Genomic DNA, 1,552 nt, shown 5'->3' on the forward strand with positions numbered 1-1,552 from the left:
TGGGTCGGCGGCCGGTATTCGTACGACTCGGCGATCGGCCTCTCCCTGATGGTCGCCATCGGCCCGGACTGCTTCCGCGAGATGCTGGCCGGGTTCCATCTCGTGGACGAGCACTTCGCCACCGCCCCGCCGGAGCAGAACGTACCGCTGCTGCTCGGCCTGCTGGGCGTCTGGTACGGGGACTTCCACGACGCCCAGGCGCACGCCGTCCTGCCCTACAGCCACTACCTGTCCAAGTTCACCGCCTACCTCCAGCAGCTGGACATGGAGTCCAACGGCAAGTCGGTGGACCGGGAGGGCCAGCCGGTCCGCTGGCAGACCGGCCCGGTGGTCTGGGGCACCCCCGGCACCAACGGCCAGCACGCCTACTACCAGCTGCTCCACCAGGGCACCAAGCTGATCCCGGCCGATCTGATCGGCTTCGCCAAGCCGGTGGACGACCTGCGGCCCGGGCTGGTCGCCCAGCACGATCTGCTGATGGCCAACCTCTTCGCCCAGGGACAGGCGCTGGCCTTCGGCAAGACGCCGGAAGAGGTCGCCGCCGAGGGCGTGCCCCCGGAGCTGGTGCCGCACAAGACCTTCCCGGGCAACCGCCCCACCACCACCCTCCTGGCCGCCGAGCTGAGCCCGTCCGTGCTCGGCCAGCTGGTCGCGCTCTACGAGCACAAGGTGTTCGTACAGGGCGCCATCTGGAACATCGACTCCTTCGACCAGTGGGGCGTCGAGCTGGGCAAGGTGCTCGCCAAGCGGGTCGAGCCCGCGTTGACCGAGGGCGCCGAGGTGCCGGGGCTCGACGCCTCCACGGCCGGCCTCGTCGCCACGTACCGCTCGCTGCGCGGCCGCTGAGCCACCCCGGACAGCAGCGATCCCCCGTGCGCACGCAGGCGCACGGGGGATCGGCTGGATGAAGAGCTTACGGCGAGGCCGGTGGGTACAGCTCGCGCGGCAGACCGCTCGCCGCCGCCCGGTCCAGCAGCCACAGGGTGCGGCTGCGGCCGTACGCGCCCGCCGCCGGGGCCTGGATCTCCCCGGCGCCCGACAGGGCGATGGTCACCGCCCTCGCCTTGTCCTCACCGGCGGCCAGCAGCCACACCTCCCGCGCCGCGCGGATCGCGGGCAGCGTCAGCGATACCCGGGTGGGCGGCGGCTTGGGCGCACCGCGCACCGCGACCGCCGTCCGCTCGGTCTCCCGGACGCCCGGCAGCTCGGGGAAGAGCGAGGCCACATGGATGTCCGGGCCGACGCCCACCAGCACCACGTCGAAGGTCGGGGCCACGCCGTGGTTCTCGCGCCGCACGACGCGAAGGACGACATTGAGGCGCTGGTCTCCATCGGCCTCTCGTATGACGAGGTCGGACAGCTTCTGCAGGACGATGGCGTCCAGAAGTTCGCGGCGTCGTGGAACGACCTGCTGAAGTCCCTCGAGGCGCAGCTGAAGCGCCTCGCAGCGTCGGAGGCGTGAACACCTTGACCATCGGCAGCAATCCGCTGCGTGACCCGAAGGACCGGCGGCTCCCGCGCATCGCGGGGCCGTCCGGCCTGGTCATCTTCG

General features: G+C 71.5%; 1 protein-coding gene and 2 pseudogenes. 2 read left to right on the plus strand and 1 reads right to left on the minus strand.

Going from position 1 to position 1,552, the window contains the following annotated elements; all coding sequences use genetic code 11:
* A partial coding sequence (locus SSOG_RS34020; protein ID WP_009718804.1) for a glucose-6-phosphate isomerase occupies window positions 1-846 on the plus strand: 846 nt, incomplete at its 5' end.
* Window positions 847-913: 67 nt separating this feature from the next.
* On the opposite strand, the pseudogene SSOG_RS34025 reads toward SSOG_RS34020, so the two are convergent.
* Window positions 914-1,294: pseudogene (locus SSOG_RS34025) on the minus strand (6-phosphogluconolactonase); the annotation flags it as partial.
* Between the two features lie 39 nt (window positions 1,295-1,333).
* Between SSOG_RS34025 and SSOG_RS54185 the strand changes: the two are divergent.
* Window positions 1,334-1,462 (plus strand): annotated as a pseudogene (locus SSOG_RS54185) (transaldolase); the annotation flags it as partial.
* Between the last annotated feature and the right edge of the window lie 90 nt (window positions 1,463-1,552).

The organism is Streptomyces himastatinicus ATCC 53653, from assembly GCF_000158915.1.
Classification (GTDB): Bacteria; Actinomycetota; Actinomycetes; order Streptomycetales; family Streptomycetaceae; genus Streptomyces; species Streptomyces himastatinicus.